This is a genomic window from Tritonibacter mobilis (assembly GCF_001681715.1).
In the GTDB taxonomy this organism is placed as follows: Bacteria; Pseudomonadota; Alphaproteobacteria; order Rhodobacterales; family Rhodobacteraceae; genus Epibacterium; species Epibacterium mobile.
In genome coordinates, this window is record NZ_LNWY01000010.1 from 1 (window position 1) to 26,199 (window position 26,199).

At 54.7% G+C, this 26,199-nt stretch carries 27 protein-coding genes; 23 read left to right on the forward strand and 4 right to left on the reverse strand.

The genetic code is table 11. The features are described 5' to 3' along the window. Together UB90_RS23245 and UB90_RS10485 are read left to right on the forward strand one after the other, a co-directional pair. On the forward strand, nt 1-165 hold a 165-nt coding region (locus UB90_RS23245), incomplete at its 5' end, for a copper-binding protein (RefSeq protein WP_169819101.1). Between the two features lie 101 nt (nt 166-266). After that, nucleotides 267-782, forward strand: a complete 516-nt coding sequence (locus UB90_RS10485; protein WP_050672444.1) for a disulfide bond formation protein B — start codon at nt 267-269, stop codon at nt 780-782. Here UB90_RS10485 and UB90_RS10490 read toward each other — a convergent pair. The 3 genes from UB90_RS10490 to UB90_RS10500 form a co-directional block, all read right to left on the reverse strand. Then, nucleotides 779-1,366 carry a hypothetical protein gene (locus tag UB90_RS10490; RefSeq protein ID WP_227512160.1) on the reverse strand — a complete coding sequence of 196 codons (588 nt, stop codon included), beginning with the start codon at nt 1,364-1,366 and terminating at the stop codon, nt 779-781. The two genes, UB90_RS10485 and UB90_RS10490, sit on opposite strands and share 4 nt — an antisense overlap. Nucleotides 1,367-1,766: 400 nt before the next feature. Continuing rightward, nucleotides 1,767-2,471 (reverse strand): copper resistance protein B, encoded by a 705-nt coding sequence (locus UB90_RS10495; protein WP_050672443.1) that lies wholly within the window; start codon nt 2,469-2,471, stop codon nt 1,767-1,769. Nucleotides 2,472-2,498: 27 nt separating this feature from the next. Further along, nucleotides 2,499-4,385, reverse strand: coding sequence for a copper resistance system multicopper oxidase (locus UB90_RS10500; protein WP_081285564.1), 1,887 nt, complete (start codon nt 4,383-4,385; stop codon nt 2,499-2,501). A gap of 897 nt (nt 4,386-5,282) precedes the next feature. Between UB90_RS10500 and UB90_RS10505 the strand changes: the two genes are divergently transcribed. From UB90_RS10505 to nhaA, 21 genes are all read left to right on the forward strand, one after another. Continuing rightward, nucleotides 5,283-5,570, forward strand: coding sequence for a copper-binding protein (locus tag UB90_RS10505; protein WP_050672442.1), 288 nt, complete (start codon nt 5,283-5,285; stop codon nt 5,568-5,570). A gap of 55 nt (nt 5,571-5,625) precedes the next feature. Continuing rightward, nucleotides 5,626-6,888 carry an ABC transporter transmembrane domain-containing protein gene (locus tag UB90_RS10510; protein ID WP_050672441.1) on the forward strand — a complete coding sequence of 421 codons (1,263 nt, stop codon included), beginning with the start codon at nt 5,626-5,628 and terminating at the stop codon, nt 6,886-6,888. After that, on the forward strand, nt 6,885-7,346 hold the full coding sequence (locus UB90_RS10515) for a hypothetical protein (RefSeq protein ID WP_050672440.1): 462 nt from the start codon (nt 6,885-6,887) through the stop codon (nt 7,344-7,346). Before UB90_RS10510 ends, UB90_RS10515 begins: the two co-directional genes overlap by 4 nt. 116 nt (nt 7,347-7,462) lie before the next feature. Next, nucleotides 7,463-8,038: a c-type cytochrome gene (locus UB90_RS10520; RefSeq protein ID WP_065325771.1), complete on the forward strand. Its 576-nt coding sequence runs from the start codon at nt 7,463-7,465 to the stop codon at nt 8,036-8,038. Between the two features lies 1 nt (nt 8,039). Next, complete coding sequence (locus UB90_RS10525) at nt 8,040-8,936, forward strand: c-type cytochrome (protein WP_065325770.1); 897 nt, start codon at nt 8,040-8,042, stop codon at nt 8,934-8,936. A gap of 129 nt (nt 8,937-9,065) precedes the next feature. Then, nucleotides 9,066-9,707 carry an RNA polymerase sigma factor gene (locus UB90_RS10530; RefSeq protein WP_065331718.1) on the forward strand — a complete coding sequence of 214 codons (642 nt, stop codon included), beginning with the start codon at nt 9,066-9,068 and terminating at the stop codon, nt 9,705-9,707. Between the two features lie 931 nt (nt 9,708-10,638). Then, on the forward strand, nt 10,639-11,973 hold the full coding sequence (locus tag UB90_RS10540; RefSeq protein WP_284357365.1) for an SAM-dependent methyltransferase: 1,335 nt from the start codon (nt 10,639-10,641) through the stop codon (nt 11,971-11,973). Then, nucleotides 11,970-12,893: a DMT family transporter gene (locus UB90_RS10545; RefSeq protein ID WP_065331721.1), complete on the forward strand. Its 924-nt coding sequence runs from the start codon at nt 11,970-11,972 to the stop codon at nt 12,891-12,893. Before UB90_RS10540 ends, UB90_RS10545 begins: the two co-directional genes overlap by 4 nt. An 87-nt stretch (nt 12,894-12,980) precedes the next feature. Then, complete coding sequence (locus tag UB90_RS10550; RefSeq protein WP_065331736.1) at nt 12,981-13,262, forward strand: DUF5676 family membrane protein; 282 nt, start codon at nt 12,981-12,983, stop codon at nt 13,260-13,262. A gap of 2 nt (nt 13,263-13,264) precedes the next feature. Next, nucleotides 13,265-15,052, forward strand: a complete 1,788-nt coding sequence (locus UB90_RS10555) for a DUF3141 domain-containing protein (protein ID WP_081285566.1) — start codon at nt 13,265-13,267, stop codon at nt 15,050-15,052. A 3-nt stretch (nt 15,053-15,055) separates the two neighbouring features. Then, nucleotides 15,056-15,259 carry a hypothetical protein gene (locus UB90_RS10560; RefSeq protein ID WP_065331722.1) on the forward strand — a complete coding sequence of 68 codons (204 nt, stop codon included), beginning with the start codon at nt 15,056-15,058 and terminating at the stop codon, nt 15,257-15,259. Further along, nucleotides 15,256-16,068: an SDR family oxidoreductase gene (locus UB90_RS10565; RefSeq protein ID WP_235859292.1), complete on the forward strand. Its 813-nt coding sequence runs from the start codon at nt 15,256-15,258 to the stop codon at nt 16,066-16,068. The genes UB90_RS10560 and UB90_RS10565 overlap by 4 nt, the downstream gene beginning before the upstream one ends. Before the next feature lie 87 nt (nt 16,069-16,155). Beyond that, nucleotides 16,156-16,848: a CBS domain-containing protein gene (locus tag UB90_RS10570; RefSeq protein ID WP_065331723.1), complete on the forward strand. Its 693-nt coding sequence runs from the start codon at nt 16,156-16,158 to the stop codon at nt 16,846-16,848. A 339-nt stretch (nt 16,849-17,187) separates the two neighbouring features. Continuing rightward, nucleotides 17,188-17,559 (forward strand): hypothetical protein, encoded by a 372-nt coding sequence (locus UB90_RS22810; protein ID WP_131818819.1) that lies wholly within the window; start codon nt 17,188-17,190, stop codon nt 17,557-17,559. A gap of 364 nt (nt 17,560-17,923) precedes the next feature. Further along, the gene (locus UB90_RS23085) at nt 17,924-18,460 is read left to right on the forward strand and encodes an EF-hand domain-containing protein (RefSeq protein WP_065331724.1); all 537 of its coding nucleotides are present in this window, start codon (nt 17,924-17,926) and stop codon (nt 18,458-18,460) included. 153 nt (nt 18,461-18,613) lie between these two features. After that, nucleotides 18,614-20,959, forward strand: a complete 2,346-nt coding sequence (locus UB90_RS10580) for a copper-transporting P-type ATPase (protein ID WP_172599769.1) — start codon at nt 18,614-18,616, stop codon at nt 20,957-20,959. A 14-nt stretch (nt 20,960-20,973) separates the two neighbouring features. After that, complete coding sequence (locus UB90_RS10585) at nt 20,974-21,231, forward strand: DUF2933 domain-containing protein (RefSeq protein WP_065331725.1); 258 nt, start codon at nt 20,974-20,976, stop codon at nt 21,229-21,231. Next, nucleotides 21,228-21,875 carry a methyltransferase family protein gene (locus UB90_RS10590; protein ID WP_065331726.1) on the forward strand — a complete coding sequence of 216 codons (648 nt, stop codon included), beginning with the start codon at nt 21,228-21,230 and terminating at the stop codon, nt 21,873-21,875. Before UB90_RS10585 ends, UB90_RS10590 begins: the two co-directional genes overlap by 4 nt. 338 nt (nt 21,876-22,213) lie before the next feature. Beyond that, on the forward strand, nt 22,214-23,107 hold the full coding sequence (locus tag UB90_RS10595) for a hypothetical protein (RefSeq protein ID WP_065331727.1): 894 nt from the start codon (nt 22,214-22,216) through the stop codon (nt 23,105-23,107). Between the two features lie 39 nt (nt 23,108-23,146). After that, a complete protein-coding gene (locus UB90_RS10600; RefSeq protein WP_065331728.1) occupies nt 23,147-24,475 on the forward strand; it encodes an APC family permease in 1,329 nt (442 codons plus the stop codon). After that, on the forward strand, nt 24,472-25,614 hold the full coding sequence (gene nhaA / locus UB90_RS10605) for a Na+/H+ antiporter NhaA (RefSeq protein WP_081285567.1): 1,143 nt from the start codon (nt 24,472-24,474) through the stop codon (nt 25,612-25,614). Before UB90_RS10600 ends, nhaA begins: the two co-directional genes overlap by 4 nt. 27 nt (nt 25,615-25,641) lie before the next feature. On the opposite strand, the gene UB90_RS10610 is transcribed toward nhaA, so the two are convergent. Further along, complete coding sequence (locus UB90_RS10610) at nt 25,642-26,007, reverse strand: potassium channel family protein (protein WP_228711387.1); 366 nt, start codon at nt 26,005-26,007, stop codon at nt 25,642-25,644. Nucleotides 26,008-26,199 lie beyond the last annotated feature (192 nt).

Here is a 26,199-nt window from a genome sequence, read left to right on the forward strand (position 1 = left end):
CCATGTTCTGTCCACTCCCTCGGTTGGCCGGCAATGACGATGGATCTGACGGTGCTCGACAACGCCCAGATGATGGGCGCGGTGGCCGCCGGTGACGAGGTGACGCTCATGCTCGTTCAGAGCGAGGATGGGATGTACGCAATCGGCGCGATGATGCCGAACTGATCATGAATTCGCAGTTGCCGCGAAATCGGCAACTGCGGCGCGTACTTTGAGGGGTACACCGGGTTCAACCGGCGTGCTGCCTGTCGGCGAAAGGAAAGTGAATGATCCTGTCTTCGAAACAACTTGGTTTGATCGCTGCCGGCGGATCGGCCTTTCTTTTGCTGGCTGCCTTCTTGTTTCAGGCAGCGGGCTACGCACCATGCGCGATGTGCATTTGGCAGCGGTACCCTCACGCGATTGCCATCGCTATTGGCGTGCTTCTCTTGGTTGGTTTGCCCATCTTACTGCTACTGATGGCAGGCGCTGTCGCTGCGTTCGTGACAGCGAGCATCGGGATGTTTCATACCGGCGTCGAACGGGGTTGGTGGGAGGGTCCGACATCTTGCACAGGCTCTGGTATTGACATGTCAAACTTGTCAGCTGCGGACCTTCTGCCCTCTGCATCATCCGCACCATCAGCCTTGGTCATGTGCGACGAAGTCGCTTGGGAGTTCCTCAGCTTGTCTATGGCGAGTTGGAACGCGCTTTGGAGTTTCGTTCTGGCGGGGCTCTGGATCCTGGCTCTAGTCAAAGCTTGGCGCGCATCCCGCTTACATGAGAGCGCGACGGCAATCTAGCTCTGAAGACGCAGGATGACGGCTGCAATAGCCGTCAGACACACAGCGGCTAACAAAAAAGCGAGCAGAGCAACCGAAACCGCGCCGATACTTTTTGGAAACAAACCAATGAAAGGTCTCAGAATTGGGGACTTTCCGGCTGCCGTAACATAGAGCGGCAGTGCACTAACCAAAGTGGCATACAGGTAAACCCCGGATATGTTTTCAAACAAAGCGGACCGCGCCAGTGTGGGCGCAACCACTGAAAGAGCCGTCGCCCGACTGCCTCCAAATGAGCCGAACCAACCGGCGGAAAGCACGTAAATAAAGGCGTGGAGAACGAGAAATAGAGCGACGCGAATTACGACATCGAAGAAAATGAATATCGCCGGATCACGGCTATTGGTGCCTTTCTCATTCAACACCGCAAACAGGAAGAAGCCGACGTAGTTAACGATAAAGATAACTGGTAGCCCGTTTGTCAAAACCTGTCTGAGAAATCGCGACAGCGCCGGCCCACCGTCCATCAACGCTGAGGAAAATCCAGGCGTACGCATGACATAAATCAGCAAGACCGGTACTAGAGCGACCAAGCTAAAAGCCATGACATTTATCACAAACCGCAAGCCAGGCATGTTGGCTGAAAATAGGTTTTGCATATGAGCAGGCTGCCATGTCTGGAGGATACAGTCGATTTTCGGGACCAAAATCACCATTTTGCACGGGCGTACCTTAGTATCGCAGTTCAGAACGGCAGTTTCAGTGTACTTTCGTGCTAGTGATATGTTCGTCGCTGAAGTATCCTCTTTTCATCGACAGTTTTCTCAGTCCGAGAGCAGGCTCACCTGAAATCGAGGAAGTTTGATACGAGAAGGTCAATATCGCGTAGAATCTGAGTCTTCCTTTTCCAGCACAGATGCAGATTGTTTCCTAGATCAACTTGCGACCGACGGTTGATACAGTCGGATTGAACCGCCCCTTCCGTTCAGAAGGGGCGGTTTCGCGTTAAAACATCAGACGCGTCCCAAAAACAATAGAGGTAACGCCGTTTTCTTCTCCGCTTGCACGAATAAGATCAGCCGTCCCACCAAAGGACTTTTCGTAGTTAACCCCTATGTAAGGTGAGAAGGAACGATCAATCAAATCATAGCTCAGCCGCAGCCCAGCTTCGATTGTTGCACCACCCGAAGCTTGATCATAAGCAAGATCATCCTCAAGGGGAACCGTTACTTCGATGCTAGGCGTCAAGATGAGTCGATTGGTAATTAGACCCTCATACTCCGCCTCAAATCGAAAGAACGAATGATCGGACAAAAAGAAGTCAGCATCAACCTCTAGGAAACCAGGAGCAAGACCTTTAAGGCCTAGCACCGCATTATACCGATCCGGTAATCCGTCGGGTGTACTTGCCTGGACACCGACAACGCCGTCAAAGAAAGTCGAAATCGGGAACTGTAGCCGCAGCTGGTTTTCCAAGCCTTCGAAGTCGCCAGACCCTTCCACGATTTCAGCTTCGCTCCGCCAAACTAACTTCAACTCGTCTGTTCCAACGACGAAATCGAAATCCCAGACAAAGACGTTTTCGCCGTTGTCACCGTCTCGATATTCGAACTGCTCCGCCTGAAACCCGTAGATGAGCGGTTCGGCTTGAGCCGTCGAAGCGGCTGCAAGCATCATGCCTGCAGCGCTAGCTATCTTTATGTTTTGCATTGATCTTTTCCTTCGTATTCGAGGCACTTATGCCGGTCTGCCGCGCACCACGACTTTGCGGAACATGCCTGCATCGGCGTGGTATGAAAGGTGACAGTGGAACGCCCACTGCCCGGGTTCATCAACCTCGACATCCATGTCCACGGTCATGGCGGGGTTCACATTGACGGTATGTTTGATGGGGTTCCGAGACCCTTTGCCCATGTCCACGAGCGACCACATGCCGTGCAAGTGCATCGGGTGCGCCATCATCGTTTCGTTGATGAATCGCATGCGCACGCGTTCTCCGTAATTCAGGACAATCGGCTCCGCGTCACTATACTTCACATCGTTGATCGACCAGATGTAACGCTCCATGTTCCCGGTAAGGCGCAATTCGATGGTGCGCGATGGTTTTCTGTACTTGTATCTGGGCCGCGCGGCCGTCAGATCGGCATAGGACAGGAATTTCCCACCATTGTAGGCCTTGGGTATCAAACCACTACCATTGACATAGGTGGGGTCGACGCTGCTGGGTCCCGACATGCCGCCCATGTTGGAGTGATCCATTCCAGCCATGTTGGAATGGTCCATGCCGGCCATGTTGGAGTCGTTCATACCGGCCATGTTGGAGTCGTTCATACCGGCCATGTTGGAGTGATCCATACCTTCCATGTTGGAGTGATCCATGCCGTCCATATCAGTTTTCTTCATGTCGGTCATGTTGGCGTGGTTCATACCGGTCATGTTCTGCATCACATGACCCTCCATGCCCATTCCACCCATCATACCGCCCATGTCGGCCATGGTGAGAAGCGGTTTCGGCCGCATCGTCGGCACAGCGCCTGCCATACCTTCTCTTGGTGCAAGAGTGCCCCGCACCATGCCGGTACGTCCCACCGATTCCGCGATAATGCTGTAAGCTTTGTTCTCACGCGGCTGCACGATGACATCGTATGTTTCGGCTACAGCAATACGGAGTTCGTCTACCTCGACCGGCTTAACATCATTCCCGTCCGCTTGGACCACGGTCATTTTGAGCCCCGGAATCCGCATGTCGAAATAGGTCATCGCGGACGCGTTGATGAAACGCAGTCGAACTTTCTCACCCGCACGGAACAAGCCGGTCCAGTTCTGCGACGTGCTCTGGCCATTGATTAACGCCGTGAACCCCTGAACGTCCTCGATATCGGTCGGCATCATGCGCATTCTGCCCCACATCCCGCGTTCCTGCAGGGCTGCTTGCAGACTGTCAGCGCGCGAGTCTTTTATGAGTGTTTGGAGCGTGCGCTGCGACCGATTGTAGTAGTCAGGCATTCGCTTGAGGTTGCGCATGATCCTGTTGCCGGGGTGCGGATGCTTGTCGGCCAGCTGGACGACATAATCACGATCTGCCCGCACCCGTTCACCTCCGCGAGGCTCGATCACAATGGCCCCGTACGCACCGTCCGGTTCTTGGAACCCGGAATGGCTGTGGAACCAATAGGTGCCAGCCTGGGTGATCGGAAACCGATAGGTGAAGGTCTCTCCCGGGGGGATCCCGTTGAAGCTGATCCCAGGTACGCCGTCTTGAGTAAACGGTAGGATCAACCCATGCCAGTGAATCGAGGTAGTTTCGTTTAGATTGTTTTTGACGTTGATCGTGACTTCTTCACCCTCCTTGAAGCGGAGGACGGTCGGGAACGGGCTATTGTTGTAGCCAACACCCTTCGTGCGGAAATCGCCTGTATCAATCCGCACCCGGTCAACGGTGATGTCATACGTACCCTTAGAAGTAATTTTCGGCGTTTGATGAGCTTGCAAAGCGGTTGGCATTGCGAGAGCTGCAGCTGCCGCCAGACCGAACTCGCGCCGCGAAAGGCCTGTAGAGATATGTTCCGATGTACTCAAAGCAGTGTCTGAGCGTGCAAGGAATTTTGCGCTAAAGAGCGGCATTTTCTTCTCCTTATAAGTGAGATTGTTAGAGTCTGTTAAATTGCAAGATCTGAGATCGGGCGACCGGTTTCTTCGGCGTTGCGAAAAAGCCTACCGGCAACCGCCCTCAAAGCATGCAGATGCAGGGACTAAGCGCTGTTCGCAGTTAACTACACGCACGAAGCAACCTGCAGATCGCAAGGGATTTCAGGAACGCGGAGGGGGCGACTTCACTTCCAGTGTGCGACTCTCGGCGCTCTGCGCCACAAGCTTCTGAGCATTAAAAGCTGTCACAAGACCTAGCGCATAAGGCGTCGGTGGCGTTGTGGAAATAATCGAACAGTGCGCCATCGAGCCAAAGCACGCAGTGTCATGACGCTCTTGCTGATCAGTAACCAGCGCAGCATGCCCTGAGTTATCTTCCGCGCAAATTTCCTGGAACGTTAGAGGCGAGTTCTCAACAGCAACAGACAGAGTTGGAGTGAGCGACAATACTAAAAGAGCGAGCGACAAGACGCAAATTATCTTGGTCATCCATTCCAGCCGCATAGGTCTCTTTCTTCAATCTTCTGAACGATAGCTCTTCTGAACGATAGCTATCGGTCGTGTTCGTCGGTGTAAACCTTACAAATTGATACATTTCAAACTGGCCTAGTAGTATTGATTTGTTTGGGATTTTTAGCTTTATCGACATGACGTGATCACGGCTCAAAGCCAAGCAAAGCACAGGATATCGAAGGTAAAAACGCCAGGGCCGTTCACACTGCCAACTTCAACAAAGCCGTCGGGCTCAACCCGATAGTCAGAGTGAAATCCTTCGGTGATTTTCAGCCAAACTCCAAAGCTTGCCTGTTTTGAAATCAAGAAAGCCTGGACTCTAGCAACCGATCTTCCACATCACAAAGGAGTAAACAAAACATGAAAATTCTCTCACTCGCAGCCGCTTTGGCAATTGCCGCAACAGCGTCATTGGCGGGCGGCGACCACGACATGTCGATGGGCACCGTTACGAACTTGGATCGCAAATCGAATGTTGTGACCATCAACCACGGCCCACTCGAAAACATCAACATGCCAGCGATGGAAATGGGTTATGCAGTTGCGAAGCCTTCGATGATGAAAGGTCTTCGTAAAGGTACTCAAATTCATTTTGTCGTTGAGCAAGTCAACGGAAAATACATCGTAACAGAGCTTATGAAGCAATAGACGTGATGTTTAGGTTCCAGGGCCGCTTCTCTGCCGGCCGAATTAAGGACACCCAATGAGTACGGCTCTGGAAATCGACGCGTTTACAATTTCTGGTCTTTTCGGCTGGACACATCATATTGCGGACCTGTTAGGATTCCACATCATTGAAAACCCTCCCCAGTGGCTGCATGTGGCGCTGCAGCTTATTCTAGTAATTGCGCCTCTCGCTACGCTATTAGGTTTCCTGATATTCCTTGCTCAGATTATCAGAAGTATAGCTCAAAACAGGCTATTTTCTATTGAAGATCGTAGGGAGTTTGCTCTTGTTCGCCGCTTGATAGGGCTGCGCTGGCATGAACAGGTTACCGTTATATTTCTTGGTTTGTTAGCACAACCAGTACTGTATGCGACACTTGAGTTGCCAAAACGTATTGTCAACGGTGCGATCGAATCAAACCATTTCCCCATTGATGTTTTTGACTCTCAATACACACAACTAGAGTTTCTTGGACTCTTGTCTGTCTTGTATCTTATTTCCCTGATCGTGAGCGGCGCGATCAAGTACTGTATTAACGTCAGGAAGGGGGAGATCGGAGAGCGAACGCTTTTGCGGCTGCGCCTGGTGCTTTACCGGGCGTGGCGACGCGCACCGGAAGGACAGCGCAGAACCGAAGTCATCCCACTATCGACGAGTGAAATTGAACCTATCGGCGGGTTTGCGGGAGATGTTCTGGCGACGCCTGTATTTCAAGGCGGCACCTTAGTCACTGTCCTGCTGTTCATGTTCATCCAAGACCCGATATTGGGAGCCGCAGCGATGACATTAGTACCTGTTCAACTGTTTATCATACCCATTTTGCAAAGATGGGTAAACAAACGGATGAGACTCCGCATTCGCGCTGTTCGCGCATTCGGAGACGTTCTCGGGGAGCAAACCGGTGATGTATCCAGCCGATACATCACTCGCAAAACACTCTCAGCGGCCCACAAGCTTAGAAACACGAGACTTGAATTGCAGCGCGCGAAGTATTTGCAAAAGGCAATCAGTAATTTTCTAATGTCTTTGACGCCTTTTCTGCTTTACTCGATTGGGGGCTGGCTTGTTATTGAAGGCCGTTTGTCACTTGGCGCCTTGGTGGCAGTCATTGCGGCCTTCAAAGATTTTTCCAGTCCTTTCCGGGAACTCATTCTGTACTATCAGAATTCGTCCGATGTCAGGCTGCGAGCAAGGGAGTATGAGAGTTTCTTGCTGCAATGCGGAAGAGTAACCCACGGGCTGAACTTGAAGCAACGGTATAGTCGCCCACAATTCTTTGAAATCGAAGGAACCCCATGATGCGCTTTACCCGGCATGTTTTGGTGATGGGACTAATTGGGTCGACGGTAGCTACTCTGCCTGCACACGCGGATGGCGTCGAGCAGTCCTTGGAAGGTCTTTATGGCATCTACATAAGCAAACTGTGTGTTACCAGCGGTCTTCAAGATGGCGACGCTGAGATTGAGATGGTCTTCGAGAACACTTCGGCCGAGATGGTGTTCCTGGATGGGGTCGCATCTGATGTATCTTCGGGCGGTGAGTTATACTTCAAAGATCTCGTAGGTTCGACGATCGCGCAGAATGGATTTGGCATTGATGAAGGGGAAATACTTGACGTCTCGAGTTCCCATATCGGCGCGCGATTAACTGATCTCAAACAAGATCTCAGCCCAGGCGACCATCCAACTGTTTTCTTAAATTTCAGGCACGGAACACTGGAGGTCTCGGCACATGTATTACCGAGAGGTCAATGCTGACCATGACCGGGGCATACAATCCTCCAAGTGGCGCAAACCGCAACTTCGATGTGATCCGGTGATCGCGAAGCTGAAGCATCTCACCCTCAGTAAACAATCCCCATGGAGATAAACAAATGAAAAAGACCACCCTTTTACTCTCACTAATCGCGGTCTCCGCCGCAAGTCTCGTTTGGGCGCATGGCAGCGCCACAGGTATCGTAAAAGAACGCATGGACGGCATGGTGGCTATGAGCAAGGCGACAAAGGCGATTACACCGATGATGCGCGGTAACGTCGAATATAACGCTGAAGCTATCCGAGACTACGCACGCACCATCGAGGAACATGCCGGTGAGGCAATGACGAAGCTTTTCCCAGAAGGGAGCGGTGGCATGCCCTCCGAGGCGAAAGACGATGTATGGACCGATTGGGAACAATTTGAAGTTCTTGCTATGCAACTGGAGAACCTTGGCAAAGGTCTCGCCCAAGCCGCCGAAAATGGTCTGGCGGCATCAGTGTCTGAGGAGGGGGCTAGTACCAATATGATGGGGACCGGCGGCATGATGGGGACCGGCGGCATGATGGGGCAAACGATGAATGGCATGATAGACATCGAGATGCTTGCGCAGATGCCAGCCGACGCAGTCTTTGCAAAAGTCGGTCAAGCATGTTCGGCGTGTCATACGAAATTCCGCGCCGAGTCCAACTAAGATGAGGCGCCTATCTATTGGCCTTGGATTGCTTGCCACCCTTGCGGTCATCGGCTTTGTTGGGCTCGCGGCTTGGCCAATTTCCCGAACTCCGTCGCCTTCACTGGCGGCTCTGGACGGCAATGTTCAGAATGGAGCCTATCTTGCGAGAGCATCCGGCTGCATCGCTTGCCATACCAACCCAGAGGGCGGCGCACCTCTGGCAGGTGGTGTAGCTCTGGAGACGCCATTTGGCACATTGTATTCGCCAAATCTAACTACAGATCTTGTTCACGGGATCGGGGGTTGGACAATCGACCAGTTCGCAGTCGCGGTAAGGCAGGGCATATCTCCGGAGGGAGAGCCCTATTATCCCGCATTTACCTATCCGTTCTATGCAGACTTCTCAGATCAGGACATCGCGGATCTCTGGGCGGCATTCCAAACTGTGCCACCGGTAGCGGAACCGTCTGTCGCGCCAAGTATGATGTTCCCGTTCAATCAGCGTGCTGGTCTAAAGTTGTGGCGCGCAGCATTTATGCACGACCCTGATACGGAACCTGTGGAGGGCAAAGGCGATAGTTGGAATCGTGGCAAATGGTTGGTCGAAGGAGCGACTCACTGCAGTGCTTGCCATACACCTCGCAACTTGGCTGGAGGGCGTAAAGAAGAAACTGAGAAGTTCGCTGGTTCAGACTTGATCCCAGGTGGAGGTAAAGCGCCTGCGATCGATACATCTTCGCTTAAAGAACAAGGATGGGATGCGGACAATTTGGCCTATGCATTGAAGACCGGTCTGACTCCATCCGGAGATGCTTTTGGCAACGCCATGGGAGAAGTCGTTTTACATGGAACCCAGTTTCTCAGTACCGCAGATCTTGCAGCCATGGCCGAGTACTTAATGGATCAACCAAGATAGTGAAACCAGCTGAGGTATTTGATGGGTCCAATAAAACTTAGTTTCTGCGTTGGTGTCCACGTATCAAGCCGAATTTGAAGTTAGCACTGCAAGAGACGTTGGACCCATTTAAACAGAGGGAGCAAGACTGTGGACAAGTCTACCAACCAGCCGCCCCGAAATACCAGTTCACAAAGCACTGGTCCGGAGGCGACGCTGTCAACGAACAGAGGAGCATTTCTCGGCTTCTTGATGAAGCGACTGGAGAACAGGTCCGACGCCGAGGATGTCTTGCAAGACTTCTGCATGCGGGTTCTTGCACGTAAAGAACAGTTACGCGAAGTGGATCGCATGGACGCGTGGTTATACGCCGTTTTACGCTCCGCGCTAAATGATCATTATCGGAAACTTGCTAGATCCAAGCGTCTCGAAGATGCGGTTTCGCGAGAGACTCAGTTTGCAACAGTCACCGAAGATCCTATCGAAGACATGAGTTTGATTTGTGAATGCGTCAAAGGTTTGGTCACAGAACTGCGACCGATCGATGCTGATCTAATCCGCCGCATCGATATTGAAGAAATCGAACGGAGTGTGGTTGCAAAAGACTTGGGGATCAAGCCAGGGACATTAAATGTTCGTCTTCACCGCGCCCGAGCTGCTTTGGGAGATGCGTTGTTGGCCCATTGTGGGCCATGCTGTCGCCACGGGTTCGAAGACTGTTCCTGCCCACCGGAGGGATGCGAACACCCGGTTGAGGAAACCGATTGCGAAGAGGATCCGCCCACCGAATAACACGGCGTTGTAAGACATTTCTTCAAAGCGCGTCCTCCACTAAGGGATATGTCAGGAGGAGATAAGGGTCGTGCCACCGTCATTCGAACCACGAGCGAAGAGTGAAAATAGCAGTACGGGTGAAACAGCTCATTTACTCACAGAACTACTATGCAAATGCAGCGACTCTTTAGAAGCTGATGTCGGTTCGATCGCGCGTGAGCTATTCCGAAGGGTGGAAATCGAAGACGAAGCTTTAGCGCTTGTAGCAAATTCTCTGGAACTCGATCACAACGACGCCCACGTAATCCTTGTGCTTGCGCGCCGCTGCGTAGCCGAGGCATTGGTTAACAGCATCCTTGGACCAGAGCCTCTGCGTCGTTGCGAAACTAAATTGTAAAAATGCGGGGCTAGAAGCCCAAACGTTTTTGTAAGATTTCATGCGCTACCTAAGCCTATCCTCGACTTTGGCATCAAGTCTTTCTGTAACGAACAGTTCGCTTCGACGTCTTCTCTATCGAAGACAACAAGGGCCTTTAGCTTAGAGGAGATTAACATGTTCGGAACTCTCATCACCTTCGCCTTGGTAGCATTAGTTTTTCTCATCGCCTGCGACCTGATAGCATCCATACATTGGAGAAACGTCTACGGTAGCGCAGTTCGAATTCCTGTTCCGATTTGGCAACAAGAAATGCTGGAAAGCCGTTCTTTGTCCGAGACTGGAACCTAACCTTCATGAGCTTGTCAACCTTAAGGCACAGACATAGAGGAAGCGTCCTTCCGAGATCTATAAGACACTTCCCAAGGCTACAACGATTAGAGACTCTGTGTATGGGCTTAGCGCGACTCTCTAGGGTCACAAGGCATCAACCAATCAATACCGAGAGACCAGCATCGGCAAACCGGTTTGAGTTCTTCATTTGGGAAAGCTTGCCACAACGTGGCTAAAACCATGGAACATCAAAAAGCTAAAGGTTTATTGAAACAAGATCACTCGGCTATGCTGGCTCTTTGGCTTCTAGACCGAGCGCTGCACAAGTTGATCCGACGGGGGACGCTTCACGTTCATCTGCCGGACGGTGAAGTGCGGGCCTACGGCAGCGGGATGCCAATGATTACCATTTCAATCCACGACTGGCCGACCTTGCGGCGGATTACGCTAAACCCCTACCTGGCCGTCGGAGAGGCGTGGATGGATGGCGCGCTCAGCGTGGAAACTGGAGATCTCTACAAGTTTCTTGCGCTTTGCCTGCGGAATGCCGACGAAGCTCCGATACATTGGTTGTGGCGGGCAAGCCATCGCATGCGCATGGCGATGAGACGGCTGGCGATGCACAACCCAATAAACCGGGCACGGCGTAACGTGGCACATCACTACGATCTGGGCGACGATCTCTATGACCTGTTCCTCGATCCCGAGCGCCAGTACTCTTGCGCCTATTTCGAGAATTCTCGTGACAGCCTCGAGGGAGCACAGAAACACAAGATGCGGCACATCGCGGCAAAGCTGCAGATAGAACCTGCGCAGAGAGTGCTGGATATCGGGTCAGGTTGGGGCGGGCTAGGAATGTATCTTGCGCGCACCTCGGGAGCGGATGTCACCGGTCTGACACTTTCCGCAGATCAACAAGCTCACGCCGCCGCGCGCGCCCTTCGCGAGGAACTCGCTGGCCGCGCCCGGTTCGAGTTGCGTGACTACCGCCACCAATCTGGCCGGTTTGACAGGATAGTGTCCGTCGGCATGTTCGAACATGTTGGCGCAGGACACTACAGAGAATACTTCGCCAAGCTTGCGGCACTGCTTGAAAAGGACGGTGTGGCACTGCTGCACACAATCGGCAGCAGTCGGGGGCCGCGCGCGCCTGATCCCTGGATCGCGAAATACATTTTTCCGGGGGGTTACATACCATCGCTTTCGGAGATTGTACCCGAGATCGAGCAGGCAGGCCTCGTTGTTACGGATATCGAAGTTCTCCGTCTGCACTATGCCGAAACGCTGAAAGCGTGGCGAGAGCGGTTTCTCGCGCGGCGAGACGAGGCGGCGTTGCTCTTTGACGAGCGCTTCTGCCGAATGTGGGAGTTTTATCTTGCGGCCTGCGAGGCCGGGTTCCGTCACAACCGTCTCGTGGTGTTTCAGATTCAGCTCGCACACCGGCTGGACGCTGTGCCGACAACGCGCAACTATATTGAAGTAGCAAAAAGCAAGCTGCCGGATCCGAGCAGCGAAACGAGTAGTGCGGAGAACAAACCTCATGCTCCCATTCACAAGGAAGTCGCCGCTGAATGACGGTCCGCAAGGCATCACTCATCATCCTGGTGATGTTCTTATGGGCGGTCTGCTTCCCGCTCATCGTCGCGGGCTTTGCCTATGCGCCGCATCTGACTTTCGCCACCCTGCGCGCCTTTCTCGCCGGAGCAGCGCTTGTCCTTATCGCACTCGTTCTTGGTCGACCTTGGCCAAAGGGCAGGCAGGCCTTTCTCGCCATTGCCGGCATCGGTCTCGGAGCTACCACACTTGGATTTCTGGGCATGTTCATGGCATCAGAATTTGTTTCTCCAGGGATCGCCACGGTGCTTGCAAATGCCCAGCCTCTGATGGCTGCCGCTCTTGCGGCTGTGGTACTGGATGAGCGCTTGGGATTTCGGGGGAAGGCTGGTCTTGGTTTGGGATTCATCGGCATAATCATGATTGCCGCACCGCAAATGGGACTTCCTGCGGCGGGCGGTTTTGGTTTAGGGGTTGCTTACATCCTTGTTGCGGCGATCGGCATCACAGTCAGTAATGTTCTAATCCGTGCGCTGGCAGACCAGGTTGATGTTCTGATGGCGATGGGTTTTCAGATGTTGATCGGCGGATTGCCCCTAATGCTGGGAGCGGTTTTGTTTGAGGATCCGTTTTCGGTAACCTTCTCGCCACAATTCATCCTAATCCTGCTCGCGATCAGCCTTTTGGGGTCGTCTTTCGCCTATTGGCTTTGGAGCGAAATCCTGAGGACCACGGAACTCAGCCACGCCAACGCTTTCGCCTTCCTCGTGCCGGGGTTCGGGCTGGCCATGGGTGCCACGTTTTTTGGCGAAACCATCGGATATCTTGCGGTACTTGGCATCCTGGTGACACTTGTCGGCGTCGCCCTGACGAATTCCGATCGCCCCGAAAGCAAGACCGCGCTTACTGATGATGCGGAAAAAGACTCTCCGGCGAAGTAGCGTGGGGAACGTGTAATGTATACGGATCCGAAGCGTCTTCCTCATGATGCGCCACGAGAGGCGCAAACTGACAATGGAGGCCTCGCCATGACCACAGCCACCGAAGTGCACCGTACTGCGCACATCCCCATTCAGGCTCTGGGTTGGAGTCTGGGAATTTTCTTCGCGATCACCTTCACGATCTGCGTGCTGTTCGACCTCGCTTTCCCGAGCCAGGAAATGTCTCGCCTCTGGATGCAGCTATTGCCATGGGTCAACGGGATCAGCTTGGGCAGCTACCTTTTAGGCGTTGCCGAAACACTCCTCTACGGTTGGTTTGTGGCGCTGATTTTTGGCCCGTTGTTCAACTTCCTCGCTAAACAGAATTGAAGATGGCCACAACCAGATCACGCAAGCCGCAGCTTAAAACCGTAGCTGAAACCCAAAAAGGCTCGGTTGTCGAGCATGGCGTATCGCCGGCCACAGAGCCTGTGACTCCGCAAGCCGCCAGCCCGGTCCACGCATCGTCGGCTTATCCTAGGGATTTGTTCGAACGCTGGGTGCTGTTCATGGACACGCTTCGCGAACGCGCAGACAACATGATTGAACACGAGCGTCGGGGCATGCCGCCGTTGCTCGACTTCAAGTATGAAACCGTTCTTGACGCACGTCGCTTCGAGCGCTCCGCGAATTACGCGCTCCTAAGGATCACCGAAATCGGCGAAGATTGCTGGGACGATTGCGTCGACATGGCCAAACCTCCGGTAGTCGTCGTTGACCCGCGTGCTGGTCATGGCCCGGGCATTGGCGGCTTCAAACGCGACAGCGAAGTTGGTATCGCCATGCACGAAGGCCACCCGGTCTATTTTGTCGTGTTCTATCCTGAACCCGAGCCGGGCCAGACCATTGCCGATGTACACCATGCTCTGCGCTTGTTCGTTGAGGAAATCGCACAGCGCCATCCCGACCATCCACCGGTTCTTTATGGCAATTGCCAGGCGGGCTGGGCGATCACGCTGCTCGCTGCCGATTGCAACGGGCTTGCGGGACCGATTGTCCTGAACGGCTCGCCGCTCTCCTACTGGGCCGGTGAGGCCGGTACCAACCCGATGCGTATGATGGGCGCGTTCGTCGGCGGTACATGGGCTGCGCATATGGCGGCGGACCTGGGCGACGGTCGTTTCGATGGCGCGTCGCTCGCGCAGAACTTCGAGAACCTGCAACCTGAAAAGGCAATCTGGGAGAAGTATGCGCATCTCTTCACCAACGTGGACGGCGAACGCGAACGATTCCTGGAGTTCGAACGCTGGTGGAACGGCTTCTACACACTGAGCCGTGAGGAAATCCTCGCGATCACCGCAAACCTGTTCATCGGAAATAAGCTCGAAAGCGGCGAGCTGCGCATCTGCGATGGCTGCACCGCCGATTTGCGACGCATCCAGAACCCGATCGTGATCTTCGCCTCGGAGGGCGACAACATCACGCCACCGGCCCAGGCGCTTGGCTGGATTCCGAAGGTCTATGGCGATACCGCCGCACTTAAAGCTGCCGGCCAGCGCATCGTCTACTTGATCAACCCGCATGTCGGGCATCTGGGTATCTTCGTTTCCGCTTCTGTCGCGCGCCTTGAACATTGCGCGATCCTCGAAAGCCTCGACGAGATTGAGGGGTTGGAACCGGGTCTCTACGAAATGCAGATCGACAACCCAACTGGCGATCCCGATTGCCGTAAACCGGCCTATTCGGTTCGCTTCAAACCGCGCGAGGTATCCGATTTAGGCGAAGTCCACCCCGAGGACGCACTTCGCAACGTTGCTCAGGTCTCCCGCATTGGCGAAGCGGCCTATGATTTGTTCGCTGGACCCTGGATCAGGGCGATGACGACGCCGTACTCCGCCGAAGCCCTTCGAAACATTCACCCCATGCGCTGGAGCCGATTGATGTTCTCGGCACGCTACAATCCATGGATGGCCGCGGTGGAAACCATGGCCGAGGCCATCCGCCCAGGGCGCCAGCCATTACCAAAAGACGACCCGTCTGTGGCGGTAGAGCGGGAAGCTTTTGAGCGGATAGGGTCCAGACTCGGCGCGCTGCGGCAAGCCCGCGATCACGCATTTGCAGCAGTGTTCAAGGCGATGTTCGTGCCCGGCGCAGGTTTCTCAGTGAGAGACAAGGACTGAGTGATGGCGTGGATCGCCGAAAACTGGCTCGTGCTTCTGCTCTTGGCAGGAATGATCGCGATGCATCTCTTTGGTCACGGCCATGGCAGTAAAGGCCATGGCGGACGCGCGCACCCGCTGACTGGAGATGCGCGACGGAGACAGCGCGAGGCAGCTCAGGACAAAACCGACCGGGACCCAGATGCGAAGGACGGCGACACGAAATGACCGATGCAGGTGTCCCCAGCTCTTCCTCCGTAACCTGCCCACGCTCGGGCAAGGATGCCGTCGCTGTCACACCTTGTTTTGCGGAATGCTGCGATCCGAGTGAATTGCTCGGCCTGTCGGGGCGCAAGGGACTTGTCATCGGAATTGCCAACGGACGCAGCCTAGCTTCGCCCGCGGCGATGCATTTTCGCCAAGCGGGAGCCGAACTAGCCATCGCCTATGGCAACAAGCGTACCCGGCCGCATGTGGAGCCACTTGCCCGGCGGCTGGAGGCACCGATCGTTCTGCCCCGCGATCTCGCGGTCCCGGACCAACTCGAAGCCGTTTGTGCGGGGATTTCGGAGCGGTGGGGACGGCTCGACTTCCTGCTCCATGCCATCAGCTCGGTTCCGCTGGCCGATCTGCACAGTCGCCTGATCGATTCCTTGGCCGAGGGTTTTGCCAAGGCGGAGACCGTCTCCGTGCATTCGCTGATCCGCATGGCACGGCTGGCCGAACCGCTGATGACGAAGGGCGACAGCATCCTCACCCTCAACTATCTTGGTGCAGAGCCGGTCGTCGAGAACTACAATGTCATGGTGCCGGTGAAAGCGGCATTAGAAGGCAGCGTGCGTTACCCCGCGCACGAACTCAGCCCGGGCGAAATCAGGGTGAACGCGATCTCTGCCGGTCCGACTCAAACCCGCACTGCGTTCGAGCTGACGAATTTCGGCGTTCTTTTATCTGCAAGCGCCAGCGTGGCGCCTTGGCGCTGCAGTATCTCAGGCGATGAGGTCAGCTCAGCGATTATGCTTCTGCGTCACTGGTGAGGTGCTTCACGTCGATGCAGGAGCGCATATCGAAGGGCCTATTGGGAAAATTAAAACTAGAAAACAGGACAAATCGGGAAAAATCGAATGAGAGCAAAAGATATTATGACAAACAATATTGTCTCAATTTCCGAAGAAGGAAGCATCGATCAAGCCGTGGAGTTGATGTTGAACAACCGTATCAGCGCGATTCTCGTTCTGGATGATGACCAAAGGCTTTTAGGTCTCATAAGCGAAGGCGACTTGATGCGGCGAATGCGCGATAGACAAGCGCGGCACCGCTCTTGGTGGTTGGAGCTATTATCCAACGAAGGGGCCGCATTGGACTACATAAAAACACGCAGTGCGCGTGTAGCTGACGTGATGACCCGCAATATGATCACGGTCGATGAAGATACGAAAGTGGAGGACATCGCTCTAACCCTTGAACGGAACCGCATAAAGCGTGTGCCCGTAACAAAGGATGGCGTCGCAGTTGGTATTGTATCTAGGGCAGACCTTATACAAGCCATTGCGCTGTCTAGAAACGGAAGGCTGCCTGTACCTAAACCGGAAGACGAAGTCCTGCGACGGCAGGTGTTAGCCGCCATTTCAACAGCACCAGGAGGATCGGTGAGCTCCGTTAATCTTCAAGTAGAGAACGGAAATGTGACTGTCTGGGGCACCGCGGAAGGCGAGGCTGTCAAGCAAGCGATCAGAGTCGCTGCTGAAAACACTGATGGCGTGCGTTCGGTCCAAGTCTATATGGATAAAGTGCCGGCTTGGATGTACGGAGTTTAGCTGTCTTTCAAGTTTTGCAAGTATAATACTGGAAGCCTCCCACTTGTGAATACACCAGTTCCATCTCATTTGCACTGTGATCTTGAGCGGTTTCAAATTGAGCGTGCATGTCATCATGGACGGTCTCATTGGCTGGAGAACTGTTAGGCCACCACCCTGAGACATTCATGAGTAGCAAGTCGGGTAACCATATCCGTACTCCGAATGTAGACACTGAATATCTAAACTCACGGCCAACCCCGGAAACCGTAACTTACGCGGGAAGACGGGATGACAATTGATCTAGATCAACAATTTTAATCCTCAGATATGTCAGATTTTTTATCTTAGGAGGACGGTATGTTGAGCCCATCTATAAACCAATTGCTGCGAAATAACGGCTTACAATTGGTGACAGTTGGATTGCTCATCTTCGCCATGCTGCTTAGCGGCGTCGGACATGTCGAGGCGGTTGGTGATCGACACACGCAAAAGCCTAGCATCGAGACACACCTGCTTGAATATTTTGAGCACTCCTCGCTTAACTTCGCTTCTCCCGAGCAGTGGCATTGCTCGGTTGGGGCGGGTTGCTATGTAGCAATCACGACAAACCACAGTAACCCAGCCTATTTTTTGCAAAGCGAAGGCATTAGGGTTACCACAGCCCGATACTCAATTCCAAAAAAGCCGATTTTTGACCTTTTTCGTCCGCCAAGAGAAAGGCGGACCTGAGTAGCTCACGCTCTTCAAGGGCAGTGAACACTTCTATTTTTCTTCGATGATCCCCAAGGGGTGCAATCTTGGTAACGATGCTGCGGATAAGGCGTCTACAGGATTGAAACCACCTAGCAGGATCTCCGTGATGGAAAAAGAAGAAAAGACATACACCGACTCAAACACCCCGAAGCCAGGCGAGACTGCCGCGTGCTGTTGTCGCAAGAGCACCAGCATGCAAAGCGAGATCGTCAGGTCACGCGGAAACACTTCGGGGACTGAAGACCGAGAAAGTGACGACGGTCGCACACACGCTAAAACGGTGGGCTTGCGATGAATTCTCACTCTCTTCGCGACCGACTGAACCAGTAGGAGATATCCAATGACAAAAATGACCACGATTGCCACCGCACTTGCCATTTCGCTCGCAACCCCAGGACTGCTGTTGGCCCAGGACCAACATGACCATAGCAGCGGTGGAGCTGCCAAGAGCGATGCACCTGAGCACGCCGGGGGCCAAATTGCCATGATGCAGAACATGATGGGTATGATGACGCACATGCACAATGCAATGATGGGCGGTCATGCTCAAGACAATGCAATGGATAAGGATCGATCCGTGATGAAGTTTATGATGGGGCCTGGCATGAGGGTCATGTCATCTCCAGAAACAGGCAGAGAAGTGATGCTTGCCAAGTTAAACGAATTTGATGCAAACAACGATGGTGTACTGTCGCTCGTTGAGTTCGAGGCACTTCATGCTGCGATGATCCGTGAGACAACGGTTGACAGGTTTCAGCACCTTGACGCAGACGGCGATGGAGCCATCACTGAAGCGGAAATTGCCGCTCCAATCGAGCGGATGAGGATGCCAAGTGCAGCTACAAAGCAGCACGGGCAAGTACCTCAGAACAATTGAGCCAAAGCATAGTCTCTGCGAGGCAAACGGGAAAGAGTGCCAACTTCCGATCATGGAAGTTGGCAAAGTGATCTCCCGGCTTGGGCACTACAAAGCGCCAAATTCGCCAAGCGGTACTGATTACGTCTTTCAAAAACAAATGGACTCTCGACAATGAACACACACCGAGAAACCGCAAACGCCGCGACGGAGGACAGCATCTTTGTTTGCCCGATGCACCTCGAAGTGCGTCAGAGAGAGCCCGGCGACTGCCCAAAATGCGGTATGCATCTGGTGCCCGAAGCGGAGATTGAAGAACACGGGCAAAGCGCGCACCATCACTCTGGCGCTAATGACATACTAGGTGCCGAGTACGATACGGTGCCACTGGAGTACGACGGCGTCGTGTACACCTGTCCAATGCATGCGCAAGTACGCCAGACAGATCCCGGTTCATGCCCGATATGCGGTATGGGTCTGGAACTGGAAAACGCAGCTATGGTGGAAGATGGCCCCAACCCCGAGCTCGACGATTTTTCTAGACGCTTCTGGGTCGGTGCCGTTCTTACGCTGCCGTTGCTTGTTTTGACGATGGGACCATATGTTGGTTTCCCTGAAGTCCGCCAGATATTCGGTGAGCGAACGACGCTTTGGATTGAATTGGTGTTGGGTACCCCAGTTGTATGGTGGTGCGGCTGGCCGTTTATGATACGGGGCTGGAATTCGTTTAAAACTCTGAATCTCAACATGTTTTCCCTAATCTCCATGGGGGTTTCGGCCGCATGGGTGTTCAGCGTGGTGGCTGTTCTTTCGCCGGAAGTTTTCCCTGATGGTTTCCGGGACAGCGAAGGCCACGTTGGTGTCTATTTTGAGGCGGCAGCAGTAATTGTAACACTCGTTTTGTTGGGTCAAGTTATGGAGTTGCGCGCGCGAGAGGGTACCGGCAAAGCGATACGGGCACTCCTCGATATGGCCGCCAAGACCGCGCGCATCCTAAACGCAGATGGCAGCGAGGCGGAGGTGCCTCTGGATGATGTAAAGGTCGGCGACAAGGTTAGGGTCCGACCCGGTGACAAAGTGCCCGTCGACGGTGTTGTGGCGGAAGGGCATTCGTCCATAGATGAAAGCATGATATCGGGAGAGCCAATCCCCGTCGAAAAGGTTGTGGGCGACACTGTCACCGGAGCAACCATAAATGGGACCGGATCGCTGGTTGTTGAAGCTACGCGCGTTGGGTCGGACACCGTGCTGTCCCAAATTGTAGAAATGGTCTCAAACGCTCAGAGGTCACGTGCACCGATCCAGAAATACGCGGATCGAGTGGCAGGATTGTTTGTGCCGGCTGTTATTGCGATTGCAGTCTTGGCCTACATCGGTTGGGCCATATGGGGACCCGCTCCGGCCCTGTCTTATGCTCTAGTCGCAGCCGTTGCGGTTTTGATAATCGCATGTCCGTGTGCGTTGGGTCTGGCGACCCCAATGTCAATCATGACGGCCACCGGCCGAGGTGCGCAAGCAGGCGTATTGATCAAGAACGCGGAAGCATTGGAACGGTTTGAAAAGGTCGACACTCTAATCGTGGACAAGACGGGTACGCTCACGATGGGTCAACCGCGCCTTGTTGCAGTTTTACCTGAGGCGGGACATGAGGAAGAAGAGGTACTGCGCCTCGCTGCTACCCTGGAAAAAGGATCCGAGCATCCTTTGGCAGAAGCCATCGTGGCCGGAGCCGACGAACGCGGGGTAGCTTTGGCCAAAGCCAGCGATTTCCAAGCTATCACCGGTAAGGGCGTAACGGGCGTGGTTGACGGATATACGGTGGCCCTCGGCAATCACAGACTGGTCAAAGACCTCGGGCTTGATGCCGGCGATCTGATCGAGACGGCCAATTCCCGAAGAGACGACGGTGAAACAGTGATGTTTGTAGTGGTGGACAACGCGCTTGCCGGGCTTGTGGCCGTGTCCGACCCGGTCAAAGAAACGACGCCCGATGCGCTTGAAGCTCTGCATAAATTGGGCTTTCGAATCATTATGGCCACGGGCGACAATGAACGCACTGCCAGAGCCGTAGCAACCAAGCTGGGCATCGATGAGATTCGAGCTGATGTTCTGCCGGAAGACAAGGCTGCAATTATCAAGGATCTACAGGGGCAAGGAAAGAAAGTCGCGATGGCCGGCGACGGTGTTAACGATGCTCCCGCACTGGCACAAGCAGACGTGGGCGTTGCTATGGGAACAGGCGCGGACGTAGCCATCGAAAGCGCCGGTATAACTTTGGTGCAAGGTAACCTTGACGGCATCGTCAGAGCACGTCGGTTGTCGCGAGCAACGATGCGAAACATTCGCCAAAATCTATTTTTCGCATTGATTTACAACGCGAGTGGTGTGCCGATCGCCGCCGGCCTTTTGTATCCGCTTTTTGGCATTTTGATCAGCCCAATGTTCGCGGCTTTCGCGATGAGCGCATCATCGATCTCGGTGGTGCTGAATTCACTCCGCCTACGTGGCGCTAAAATCTGAAAAGGAACAACACAATGCATGAACATATCGATCACGAAAATCAGAACGAAGCTGGCGGGGATGCTCATCCACCGTCCTTCTGGAAATCCCGCGCGGGGGTCTATTTGATCGTCGCACTTGTGCTCGGCGGTTTGCTGCTAGGTTTTGAGCATCGCGCGCATATCTTGGCCAGCAACTGGCTTCTTTGGCTTCCGCTACTGCTGTGTGTCGGCATGCACTTCTTCATGCATGGCGGACATGGTGGTCACCGGTCAGGAAATGACGAAAAATGACCGACCCGGGATCATCTTACGGCCTTTGGCTGCTCGTGTTCATCAATTCAGCGGTCTTCATCCTTTTCGCTTTCAGCTTCTTCAAGCCGCAAACATCGCGCGACTGGCGAAGCTTCGGAGCCTTCAGTGCCTTCATCGTCGCGCTTTTTGTCGAAATGTACGGGTTTCCGCTGACGATCTTCTTCCTGTCAGGTTGGCTCCAATCCAACTGGCCGGGGATTGACTGGTTCGCCCATGACAGCGGGCACCTGCCGGAAATGATGTTTGGCTGGAGTTCGAACCCACATTTCGGACCGTTCCATTTCCTCAGCTTGGTATTCATCGGTGGGGGCTTCTGGCTGATCTCGGTAGCTTGGCACCATCTCTGGGCCGCTCAGCGGGCCGGGCGACTGGCCGTCACCGGTCCGTACGCAAGGATGCGGCATCCGCAATACATAGGGTTCGTTCTCATCATGGCCGGGTTCCTGGTGCAATGGCCGACAATCCTGACGCTCGCAATGTTCCCTGTGCTGGTCTGGATGTATGCGCGACTTGCCAAGAGCGAGGAGGCCGACAGTCGGACCCGGTTTGGCGAGGCATGGGAGAGATATGCAGAGAATGTTCCCGCGTTTCTCCCTCGATTGCGTGAGGCTGCTGCGCAGTGAACGCGGTCGTCCAAGCCCGCAGTCTCGGGGCGCAGGCAAGCCAGCGACCAATCGGGAGAGCGAAGCAAGCTCGGTCTTCGCTGAAGACCGGGCGCCACTCCGCAGTCTGCGCCCTGATTGGAGGATGAGTTCGGCTTCGGAATTGGATGACGAGATTGCGAATTGATAGTACCAGAACCACACGGGCGACCGAGGTGAGGAATCTTGTAATCCTCGGCGGGTCCGGAGATGTTGGACAGCGGCTCATTAGGCTGTTTTCCGCTAACGGAGAATGGAAGATATGGGCCGTTTCCAGACGACGCCGACCGGCCGACTCTGCACATCCAAACCTTGTCGCGATGACACTGGACGTGGCGCATCACGGGGTGGCCCGTGCGCTTCCCGAGGACGCTATCGTCATCAATCTTACCGAAGCGACGCCTCCTAGACTGGTCGCGGAAATTCTCACCAGGGGCGGCACGTTTCTCGATACGTCCGCGACGCCGAACTATGTCGACGGTCTGGCCAAGGCTGCTGACGGGAAAAGCGGACGGCTGGTCACGGGCGTGGGGACAGTACCGGGTCTCAGCACATTGATGGGCGCAGATCTGACGAGGGATGCACGGGTGCGAACGGTGCGTGTTGGGCTTGAGCTAGGAATGGGCCGTCATTACGGGCAGGCGGCAGCTGAGTGGATCTTTCGGGCGCTTGGACAGCCTTATGACGACCCGGCCACCGGCCGGTCTATTCTTCCTGGCACGAACCCCTGGAAGTTCAGTTTCGCGCAGAACGAGGCGCCGCGGATGGCCCTAGATGTGGCGTTTCCAGATAAAGGCATTTTCCCCAACGGACGCGAAGGCTGTGTTCGCCATTACCTGGCCGGCGATCCGCCACTTGTCACACGGTTTTTTGCAGTGTCCAAATGGCTTGGGCTCGGACGTTGGATGGCTGGACATTCGCTGCGACTTGCAGAGTTTTCACACTGGCTGCCGCCAATCGGCCCGATAAGAACACGGATGGCGGCGGTTGCGTTCGATCGCGATGACAATGAGATTGGTTCGCACTTGTTCGAAGGCGGCGATCAGGCAGATTTGACGGCTGCGATGATATTGTTGGCAGTTGAGGCATTACGTACCGGCGATGTGCGCCAGACCGGGGGCAATACTATCGTCGATCACCTCGAGCTCGCGCAAGCACTGAATGGTCTGCGTCGCCACTTTCCTGATGTGCAGACTAGTCACACGACTACCTAGCAAAGGCCGATTTAAGAAACGAAAGTGACGAGCAACGTTATGAATCACGACCACGATAGCAACGGCTACAAGAAGAATTCCATCACGCTGGGCGGCGCAGTTGCCATGGGGACCGGCGTCATGATCGGCGCGGGGATCTTTGCCCTGACAGGGCAGATCGCCGAGCTGGCCGGGCCGCTCTTTCCCATTGCCTTCATCATCGGTGCGATCGTCACCGGGTTCAGCTCATACAGCTACATCAAGATGTCCAACGCTTGGCCCTCGGCAGGGGGGATCGGGATGATCCTCCAAAAATGCTACGGACCGGGGGCCGTTGCAGCAGGTGCGGCGCTTCTAATGGCGCTCAGCATGGTGATCGCGGAAAGCCTCGTCGCCAGGACCTTTGCCACCTATCTTTTGCGCCCTTTCAATATCGAGGGCGGGCCGCTGGTGCCCGTCCTGGCTGTTGGGGTAATCCTTTTCGCCTTCCTCGTAAACATCGCGGGCAACCGTTCAATCGGGCTGTTCTCGATGGTCATGGCCGCAATCAAGATCGGCGGTATCGCGCTCTTCGGCATCGCCGCCCTGTGGTCGAGCGGGTTTGAATTCGCTGCCGCGTCGCAGGACGCTGTGGATTTCGGCCCGATGGGTTTCGTCGCCTCGGTCGCGCTTGCCATTCTTGCGTTCAAGGGGTTCACGACGATCACCAACAGCGGCGCCGAGATCACCGATCCCAACCGCAACGTAGGGCGCGCGATCATGATTTCGATTGCGCTTTGCGTCGTCGTCTACCTGCTTGTGGCTTTCGGTGTCGGCTCTAGCCTCACCATCGACGGGATCATCGCCGCCAAGGACTATTCGCTGGCCGAGGCAGCGGAACCGGCACTGGGGCAGGTGGGCTTCCTGCTGACGGTTCTTCTGGCAATCGTCGCAACGGCATCTGCCGTGCTGGCCAGCGTCTTTGCTGTTTCGCGGATGCTTGCGATGCTGACGGATATGAAGATGATCCCGCATAGCCATTTCGGCATGTCCGGACCGATCCAGCGGCATACACTGGTCTACACGGTGGTGATCGCATCCTTTCTCGCCGTGTTCTTCGATCTGAGCCGCATCGCCTCGCTGGGCGCCTTCTTCTACCTTATCATGGACATGGTTGTACATTGGGGTGTCTGGCGCTTCCGCCGGACGGAAATCGGCGCTTCTGGCGTCGTCATTCTTACGGCGCTCGGGTTCGATGCAATTGTTCTCGTCGCGTTCACCGCCATGAAGCTGCAGAGCGATCCGGCCATCGTCGCCTATGCGGCCCTCGCGATCCTCGGCGTCTTTCTGTTCGAACGCGCCTACCTGTCGCGTTGGCTGGCACCTCAAGATGGGCCCGGCCACAGTTGACGGATCATGTCACACAATCGGTTCGCGATGGGCAGCGCGCGGGGTTCGCCATGCTCGTCGGTCTTGCTCTGGGTATGGTGGCCGCGAACTCGCCGCTGGCGGACATCTACGCGATTGTGCATCACCTGCCTCTGCGGGTTGGGGCGGGCACCTGGGCAATCGAAGCCCCTCTGATCGAGTGGATCAATCAGGGCCTTCTGACGGTCTTCTTCTTTCTCATCGGCCTTCATACAAATCACGAGCTGACCCGTGGGGCGCTGTCCGAACCCGGTGCGGCCATGCTTCCGGCAAGTGCGGCACTAGGGGGCATGATCGTGCCGGCAGCGATCTATTTTGGTGTCAACGCCGGAGATACTGTCGCCCTTCGTGGGTGGGCGATCCCGATTGCGACAGACATTGTTCTGGTCCTTGGTCTCCTTTCTCTGTTCTCAGGTCGGGTTGGTCCTGCGATCATCGCATTTGCGACGGCCGCCGCGATATTCGATGATCTTGGGTCAGTGGCTGTCATCGCTCTGTTCTACGGACAGTTCGATCAACTTTGGCCGCTTTGGATGGTGGCTGGCGGCCTGGCGGGTCTGTTCATACTCAATCGAACCCGAAAGGCATCGCTTGCGTCCTACATGGCCTTCGGCTGCATTCTATGGGCGGGACTGATCATGACGGGCCTTGAAGGGGCGGTTGCAGGGGCAATCGTCGGATTGTCTCTGCCGCTGTCGTCGTTTCCGTCAAACGCAGCCATTCGGACCGAGCGACGCATTTCGCCGTTTGCTCTGTTCTTTGTCGTGCCAATCTTCGCCTTCTTCAACGGCGGTGTCGTGCTGGATTTTGTTCCCGCTGACCCACAGGCAAAGTCAGTGGCCATCGGTATTGCAATGGCTTTGATTGTCGGAAAGCCCTTGGGACTTCTTGGCGGAACAGTCCTGGCGCTTCGCCTGCGTATCGGTTCACTCCCGCCCGACACCTCGATGCGTGATGTATTCGGGGTCTCATTGCTGGCCGGTGTCGGGTTCACCATGAGCTTGTTCATCATTGGCGCAGCCTTCGAAGCAACCCCGATCGCCGGAACGGCAAAACTTGCAGTTTTGAGCAGTTCAGCTGTCGCCGCATCGCTCGGCATCATTGCATTGAAAATCCGCTGATCGGTTGAGCCCCTGGCAACGGATGCCTCATTGCTCGTCATTCTGCTCGACGCAAGGCTCCCAGTCCCACAGGCGGTTCATGGTCGCAAACAGGAAGGACGCAGACCAGGCGATCAGCAAGAGCCCGTTCAGTGCCTCGACACCGGTGAGAAACCGCAGATGTCCGGTCGGGACGATGTCTCCGATCCCGAGCGAAGTGTATATGACTGCTGAATAGTAGAGGTAGTCAAGCGCATCATTCACTCCTTCGCCTTCAAAAGATCCGATTTCGAGCACCTCTGCGGCGATCCAAAATCCACTGGCGAAGAGTGCTATTTGAAACAGATGAGTGATGAACAGCAGAGTTACAATCGATAGAACCCGAGTAGACGGCCGCATTGGGATAGACGTCATTCTCCCGGAACAGAAACTCAGCAATACCAAATGAACACAGGCGGTAGCCAGGAAAAGCGTTACGGAAATCAGAACAGAATACATCATTGTACAGTACCTTAGGTTTCAGCGGATGCTTCGATCAATAACCTTTGGTGATAGTGTCCTGCGGTTACTAACTGTTGTCCCGAACAGGTTAACCTTTATGTGCGA

Excerpts from the sequence above, each read along its gene's own strand:
- UB90_RS10485 (WP_050672444.1), top strand. The coding sequence starts at position 267 with ATGATCCTGTCTTCGAAACAACTTGGTTTGATCGCTGCCGGCGGATCG.
- UB90_RS10490 (WP_227512160.1), bottom strand. The coding sequence starts at position 1,366 with ATGGCTTTTAGCTTGGTCGCTCTAGTACCGGTCTTGCTGATTTATGTC.
- UB90_RS10495 (WP_050672443.1), bottom strand. The coding sequence starts at position 2,471 with ATGCAAAACATAAAGATAGCTAGCGCTGCAGGCATGATGCTTGCAGCC.
- UB90_RS10500 (WP_081285564.1), bottom strand. The coding sequence starts at position 4,385 with ATGCCGCTCTTTAGCGCAAAATTCCTTGCACGCTCAGACACTGCTTTG.
- UB90_RS10505 (WP_050672442.1), top strand. The coding sequence starts at position 5,283 with ATGAAAATTCTCTCACTCGCAGCCGCTTTGGCAATTGCCGCAACAGCG.
- UB90_RS10510 (WP_050672441.1), top strand. The coding sequence starts at position 5,626 with ATGAGTACGGCTCTGGAAATCGACGCGTTTACAATTTCTGGTCTTTTC.
- UB90_RS10515 (WP_050672440.1), top strand. The coding sequence starts at position 6,885 with ATGATGCGCTTTACCCGGCATGTTTTGGTGATGGGACTAATTGGGTCG.
- UB90_RS10520 (WP_065325771.1), top strand. The coding sequence starts at position 7,463 with ATGAAAAAGACCACCCTTTTACTCTCACTAATCGCGGTCTCCGCCGCA.
- UB90_RS10525 (WP_065325770.1), top strand. The coding sequence starts at position 8,040 with ATGAGGCGCCTATCTATTGGCCTTGGATTGCTTGCCACCCTTGCGGTC.
- UB90_RS10540 (WP_284357365.1), top strand. The coding sequence starts at position 10,639 with ATGGAACATCAAAAAGCTAAAGGTTTATTGAAACAAGATCACTCGGCT.
- UB90_RS10545 (WP_065331721.1), top strand. The coding sequence starts at position 11,970 with ATGACGGTCCGCAAGGCATCACTCATCATCCTGGTGATGTTCTTATGG.
- UB90_RS10550 (WP_065331736.1), top strand. The coding sequence starts at position 12,981 with ATGACCACAGCCACCGAAGTGCACCGTACTGCGCACATCCCCATTCAG.
- UB90_RS10555 (WP_081285566.1), top strand. The coding sequence starts at position 13,265 with ATGGCCACAACCAGATCACGCAAGCCGCAGCTTAAAACCGTAGCTGAA.
- UB90_RS10560 (WP_065331722.1), top strand. The coding sequence starts at position 15,056 with ATGGCGTGGATCGCCGAAAACTGGCTCGTGCTTCTGCTCTTGGCAGGA.
- UB90_RS10565 (WP_235859292.1), top strand. The coding sequence starts at position 15,256 with ATGACCGATGCAGGTGTCCCCAGCTCTTCCTCCGTAACCTGCCCACGC.
- UB90_RS10570 (WP_065331723.1), top strand. The coding sequence starts at position 16,156 with ATGAGAGCAAAAGATATTATGACAAACAATATTGTCTCAATTTCCGAA.
- UB90_RS22810 (WP_131818819.1), top strand. The coding sequence starts at position 17,188 with ATGTTGAGCCCATCTATAAACCAATTGCTGCGAAATAACGGCTTACAA.
- UB90_RS23085 (WP_065331724.1), top strand. The coding sequence starts at position 17,924 with ATGACAAAAATGACCACGATTGCCACCGCACTTGCCATTTCGCTCGCA.
- UB90_RS10580 (WP_172599769.1), top strand. The coding sequence starts at position 18,614 with ATGAACACACACCGAGAAACCGCAAACGCCGCGACGGAGGACAGCATC.
- UB90_RS10585 (WP_065331725.1), top strand. The coding sequence starts at position 20,974 with ATGCATGAACATATCGATCACGAAAATCAGAACGAAGCTGGCGGGGAT.
- UB90_RS10590 (WP_065331726.1), top strand. The coding sequence starts at position 21,228 with ATGACCGACCCGGGATCATCTTACGGCCTTTGGCTGCTCGTGTTCATC.
- UB90_RS10595 (WP_065331727.1), top strand. The coding sequence starts at position 22,214 with ATGACACTGGACGTGGCGCATCACGGGGTGGCCCGTGCGCTTCCCGAG.
- UB90_RS10600 (WP_065331728.1), top strand. The coding sequence starts at position 23,147 with ATGAATCACGACCACGATAGCAACGGCTACAAGAAGAATTCCATCACG.
- UB90_RS10610 (WP_228711387.1), bottom strand. The coding sequence starts at position 26,007 with ATGACGTCTATCCCAATGCGGCCGTCTACTCGGGTTCTATCGATTGTA.